Genomic DNA, 6,146 nt, shown 5'->3' on the forward strand with positions numbered 1-6,146 from the left:
TGATCAATTACTACATTTTTTAGTAGATATCCTTTTATCCCTGTTTTTAGCAGGAAATCAGTACCTTTGTCCCCGTCATTGATAATATAAATATGAAAATAGGTACAATAGATTTAGGCGAACGCCCCATCTTCTTAGCTCCGATGGAAGACGTTACAGATATTTCTTTCCGGTTGATGTGCAAACGTTTTGGTGCCGATATGGTTTATACCGAATTTGTTTCAGCAGACGCCCTGATCCGCAGTGTAAATAAAACACAGCAAAAGCTGAATGTGGCGGATGAAGAACGTCCGGTCGCCATACAAATATATGGCCGTGATGTTCCGACAATGGTCGAAGCCGCGCAAATTTGCGAAGCCGCTCATCCGGACATTCTCGATATCAATTTCGGTTGCCCTGTCAAACGAGTGGCAGGCAAAGGAGCAGGCGCCGGCATGCTGCGCAATATTCCACTGATGCTGGACATCACCCGTGAAGTCGTCAAAGCGGTGAACATCCCTGTCACCGTAAAAACCCGCTTGGGCTGGGATGCCGACAACCGGATCATCGTAGACTTGGCCGAACAACTACAGGATTGCGGTATCGCAGCCCTTTCCATCCACGGACGTACCCGGGCACAGATGTACACAGGAGAGGCAGACTGGACACTGATCGGTGAAGTAAAAAACAATCCCCGCATACAAATTCCCATCATCGGCAATGGCGATGTGACTTCCGCCGAAATCTGCAAACAACGTTTCGAACAATATGGCGTGGATGCCGTTATGATTGGCCGGGGTAGCATAGGCCGCCCCTGGATTTTCAGAGAAGTGAGGCATTATCTGGATACAGGCGAGACATTGCCTGCCGAATCTTTTTCATGGTATTTGGACATACTGAAAAAGCAGGTGGAACAAAGCGTGGAACGTTTGGATGAGCGCCGGGGAATTCTCCACATTCGCCGCCATTTGGCTGCAACTCCGCTGTTTAAAGGTATTGCAGACTTCAAGCAGACACGCGTCGCCATGCTACGTGCGGAAACAGTGGAAGCATTATTCGACATTCTGGATTTCATCCCCGACAAATTTCATACAGGATACGGATTTCAAAGCGACTCTCAAGTGTCAGAATCGATCGATTGTTGATATAATAACAGTGTGAATCCGCACACAGTGTCAATTTTAAAACAAAAAGTAGCAAATTTGCAATAAAATGTAATTACAAACTCTTGCGTATTCAGTAAATATACTTTATATTTGCAGTGAGTTTTTTTTCATAGTATTTTAGATCTAAGGTTAACAAAGTCTTTGCAGAGAGGGAATCGAGAGACTGTTTCACTGGAAAGCAACAAAAAAGCCGCATCCACTTTTATTATAGGGAGTGCGGCTTTTTTGTGGGTTTGAACGAACATAAAGAAAGCCCGTTGCCATTGACGACGGGCTTTTCCATATACATATATATAATGTATTAGTCTTGTAACTTAGCAGAGATGAACTCGCGGTTCAAGCGAGCGATGTTGCTAACGGAGATGTTCTTCGGACATTCCATTTCGCAAGCGCGAGTGTTCGTACAGTTACCAAAGCCCAGTTCATCCATCTTAGCAACCATTGCTTTTGCACGACGAGCAGCTTCCACCTTACCCTGAGGCAAAAGAGCCAGCTGGCTAACCTTTGCAGAGACGAACAGCATAGCTGAACCGTTCTTACAAGCAGCAGCACAAGCACCGCAGCCGATACAAGCAGCAGCATCCATAGCCAAATCCGCATCAGCCTTAGAAATAGGAATTGCATTAGCATCAGGAACCCCACCTGTGTTTACAGAAACGAAACCACCTGCCTGGATAATCTTATCATAAGCATAACGGTCTACCATCAAGTCGCGGATTACCGGGAAACCGGCAGAACGCCACGGCTCGATCGTAATCGTCTCACCATCATTGAAACGGCGCATATAGAGCTGACAGGTTGTTGCACCTGTTGCCGGTCCGTGCGGATGTCCGTTTACATACAATGAACACATACCGCAGATACCTTCACGGCAGTCGTGGTCGAATACGATAGGTTCTTTACCTTCGCTAACCAAACGTTCATTCAAAATGTCTAACATTTCCAAGAAAGAAACACTCTGATTGATTTTGTCGATTTGGTAAGTCTCAAACTGTCCTTTATCTTTCGGACCTTTCTGACGCCAAACTTTAAGTGTTACCTTTATATCTTTATCCATGATTCTAATTTTTGTGATTGATGATTATTACTTCTTGTAGTTACGTGTTTGAGGAACAACGAACTGATAGTTCAAATCTTCCTTCAGCATAACCGGGTCTTTGTCTTCACCCTGGTATTCCCAACAAGAGACGTACATGAACTTATCGTCATGACGCATAGCTTCGCCTTCTTCGGTCTGATGTTCCGTACGGAAGTGGCCACCACAAGATTCTGCGCGGTCTAACGCATCGTGTGCCATCAATGCACCGATTTCGATAAAGTCAGCCAAACGCAATGCCTTGTCCAATTCCACGTTCAAGCTGTTCGCTTCACCCGGAATGAATACATTGCTCCAGAATTCCTTCTTCAGGTCTTTCAACATTTGGATAGCTTCTTTCAAACCTTCCGCGTCGCGTGCCATACCGACGTGTTCCCACATGATATGTCCCAGCTTACGGTGGATAGAATCGACTGTTTCTTTACCCTTCACGTTCATCAACTTCGCGATACGGGCGTTAATAGCCTTTTCTGCTTCCACAAATTCAGGCAGGTCAGTGCTGAAGCGCGGAACCTGGATCTGGTCAGACAGATAGTTCTGGATCGTGTAAGGCAATACAAAGTAACCATCAGCCAATCCCTGCATCAAAGCAGAAGCACCCAGACGGTTAGCGCCGTGGTCAGAGAAGTTGGCTTCACCGATTGCGAACAGCCCCGGAATAGAAGTCATCAATTCATAGTCTACCCACAAACCACCCATTGAGTAGTGCAATGCAGGATAAATCATCATCGGAGTTTCGTACGGATCATCGTTCGTGATCTCTTCGTACATATCGAACAGGTTACCATATTTCTGTTTAACCACTTCCTTACCCAGACGGTTGATAGCATCGGAGAAATCCAGGAATACAGCCAAGCCCGTGCTATTTACACCGAAACCGGCATCACAACGTTCTTTAGCGGCACGTGAAGCCACATCACGAGGAACCAAGTTACCGAATGCCGGATAACGACGTTCCAGATAGTAGTCGCGATCTGCTTCAGGAATATCCTTACCTTTTTTTGTTCCGGCCTGCAATGCCTTCGCATCTTCCAGCTTCTTCGGAACCCAGATACGGCCGTCGTTACGCAGTGATTCTGACATCAAAGTCAGCTTAGACTGGAAGTCACCTTTCACCGGCACACAAGTCGGGTGGATCTGCACCATACAAGGATTAGCAAAGTAAGCCCCTTTCTTGTAGCACTGCCATGCAGCAGAACCGTTAGACGCCATCGCGTTAGTAGACAAGAAGAATGTATTTACATAACCACCTGTCGCAACAACGACTGCGTGAGCGGCAAAACGTTCGATCTTACCGGTAATCAAATTACGGGCAATAATACCGCGAGCACGTCCGTCAACCTTCACAACATCCAGCATTTCATGGCGTGTGTACATCTTCACCTTTCCCAAACCAATCTGACGACTCAATGCAGAGTAAGCACCCAACAGCAGCTGCTGTCCGGTCTGACCACGGGCATAGAACGTACGGGATACCTGAGCACCCCCGAATGAACGGTTATCCAACAGACCACCATATTCGCGAGCGAATGGTACACCCTGTGCTACGCACTGGTCGATGATAGAGTTTGACACTTCAGCCAGACGATAGACGTTTGCTTCGCGGGCACGGTAGTCACCACCTTTGATTGTATCGTAGAACAGACGATAAACCGAGTCACCATCATTCTGATAATTCTTTGCCGCATTGATACCGCCCTGTGCAGCGATAGAGTGTGCACGACGGGGAGAGTCCTGAATACAGAAATTCAATACATTGAATCCCATTTCAGCCAGAGAGGCAGCAGCAGAAGCACCCGCCAGACCAGTACCTACTACAATTATGTCCAAACGACGTTTGTTTGCGGGATTCACCAATTTCTGGTGATTTTTATAATTTGTCCACTTCTCAGCCAACGGGCCTTGAGGAATTTTAGAATCTATTTGAGTCATAATGTTTTATTTTCAAATTGAAAAAATAATATCCGAAATTAAGCACCTACACCGTTCAGGTAGAAGATAACTGTGATAACAGCGAATAAGCCACAAATAATAGTGGCAACCCATTTAGAGATACATTCCCAACGGCTTAACCAAACGGTATTGTTCCAGCCAATTGTGTGAATCGCAGACCAGAAACCGTGAGTCAGGTGAAACCACAGAGCAACGAACCAGATCAGATACAACACCGTATTCACAACATTGCCCTGGAAGTAGAAATTGATAAACGCTGCACCATCCTGCGGATGAATGTCACCATGAATACCTGCCAGTTCGGCAAACATCATGTTGTACCAGAACTGAGTAAAGTGCAGAACCATGAACAGGATAACGATCACACCCAAAACAAACATGTTCTGAGAAGCCCATTCAACACCTTTCGGACGAGCGTTGATGGCATAACGGTCGTTACCGCGAGCCTTACGATTCTGCAGAGTCAAGATAATAGCATACACGAAGTGCACGACTACACCTGCAGCCAACACCAATGTACCGAGCAAAGCATACCAGTTAGAACCCAGCAAACCGCAAATCACGTTATACGCTTCACCAGAAAATACTGCCGCAATGTTCATACATAAGTGGAACACCAAGAACAGAATGAGAAAAAGACCTGATATACTCATTATCAGCTTCTTCCCGATAGAAGAATTAAGTAACCACATAAGATAATAATTTAAGTTATTTAATTGTATTTAGAAATTTCCTCCAATCTATGGTTATTATCGTGCAAAGGTATGCTAAATCCCCATATCACGCAAACGATTAAAGAAATATTTCATCAATTAGAACGCTGCTTGCTGGCTGGTTTTATTTGCATCAGATATCACAAACGGATTGTGCGAAACGAAAAAATTTCGTTTTTTTGTAGCCGATACAGGCAAGGTCTTGCCGGATAACTGATTATTATTTAATTGTCATATTATGAAAACTGCTATTTTTTCTATTGGTGTTTTTTTGATTTCTCTGTTCTTAGGCTCTTGTCAGCCTTCCGAAACATCCTGTTCCGTCGTCGACACGGGGAAAACCTTAGACTATAAGATAGGAGATAAACTGTTGTTCTCTTACAACTATACCACGGTTTACCCAGCCCCTGGCGTTGACTCGGTCTATAAACGCAGCGGTTTCATCCATCCTTTGAAGACATTGGGAGGCGAAGTGATGACCAATTGTTCTCCCGCCGACCATTACCATCATTTCGGTTTGTGGTATGCCTGGACGAAAACCACGTTCGAAGGAAACGAGATCGATTTCTGGAATCTCCACAAAAAACAAGGAACAGTTCGCTTCCGCAACTTCGAACACGTATCCGACAACGGTTTTGTTGCGACACTGGACCATGTGGTCTACCCCGATTCTCCCGCAGAAAAAGTAGCAATGAACGAACGCCTGGAGATCAACATCGGGACAACATCCTTACCAGGTTATTACATCGACTATCATACCACTATCCGCCTCGCCAGCCCCAGCCCGATCACCATGGAAGCTTACCGTTATGGCGGCATATGCATCCGTACGCGCGAAGACTGGAACGATCAGACAGCCGAAATGCTCACCTCGGAAGGCCTTTCCCGCGACGAAGCTGACGGTTCGAGAGCCCGTTGGTGCTACTATCAAGGGAAAGCCGGAAACGAAAAGGCCTGTATCCTAATCGTTGCCTCCCCTTCCAACCTGAACTATCCTGAGCCTTTACGCGTATGGGACAAAACTGTCAACAAGCCTGCCGGTGACGTCATGTGGAATTTCTCACCGACCAAGCAGAAGGCATTCACCTTGGAACCCGGTAAAGAACTGAGCCTGTCTTACCGCATTTATGTATTGGACAAGAACATCAACGCTACTACGGCAGAAGTGCTGTCCGATTTCGAACGTGATTGAATTTCTACTAAAACAAACTGACAATTTGCAGGGCAAGGTAAACAAGA

At 45.8% G+C, this 6,146-nt stretch carries 5 protein-coding genes; 2 read left to right on the plus strand and 3 right to left on the minus strand.

Annotation, left to right across the window (positions count from 1 at the left end):
* The first annotated feature begins 92 nt into the window (after positions 1–92).
* A complete protein-coding gene (gene dusB, locus BHV83_RS08950; protein ID WP_286757413.1) occupies positions 93–1,124 on the plus strand; it encodes a tRNA dihydrouridine synthase DusB in 1,032 nt (343 codons plus the stop codon).
* A 322-nt stretch (positions 1,125–1,446) separates the two neighbouring features.
* On the opposite strand, the gene BHV83_RS08955 is transcribed toward dusB, so the two are convergent.
* Genes BHV83_RS08955 through BHV83_RS08965 form a run of 3 tightly spaced genes read right to left on the minus strand, consistent with a single transcriptional unit; the run spans position 1,447 to position 4,886 of the window.
* The gene (locus BHV83_RS08955) at positions 1,447–2,202 is read right to left on the minus strand and encodes a succinate dehydrogenase/fumarate reductase iron-sulfur subunit (RefSeq protein WP_005633281.1); all 756 of its coding nucleotides are present in this window, start codon (positions 2,200–2,202) and stop codon (positions 1,447–1,449) included.
* Between the two features lie 27 nt (positions 2,203–2,229).
* Positions 2,230–4,173, minus strand: a complete 1,944-nt coding sequence (locus tag BHV83_RS08960; protein WP_005633282.1) for a fumarate reductase/succinate dehydrogenase flavoprotein subunit — start codon at positions 4,171–4,173, stop codon at positions 2,230–2,232.
* Between the two features lie 38 nt (positions 4,174–4,211).
* Positions 4,212–4,886, minus strand: a complete 675-nt coding sequence (locus BHV83_RS08965; protein WP_005633284.1) for a succinate dehydrogenase cytochrome b subunit — start codon at positions 4,884–4,886, stop codon at positions 4,212–4,214.
* A 259-nt stretch (positions 4,887–5,145) separates the two neighbouring features.
* Between BHV83_RS08965 and BHV83_RS08970 the strand changes: the two genes are divergently transcribed.
* On the plus strand, positions 5,146–6,099 hold the full coding sequence (locus BHV83_RS08970; protein WP_005633288.1) for a DUF6807 domain-containing protein: 954 nt from the start codon (positions 5,146–5,148) through the stop codon (positions 6,097–6,099).
* Positions 6,100–6,146 lie beyond the last annotated feature (47 nt).

The sequence above is a fragment of the Parabacteroides sp. merdae-related_45_40 genome (assembly GCF_001915675.1).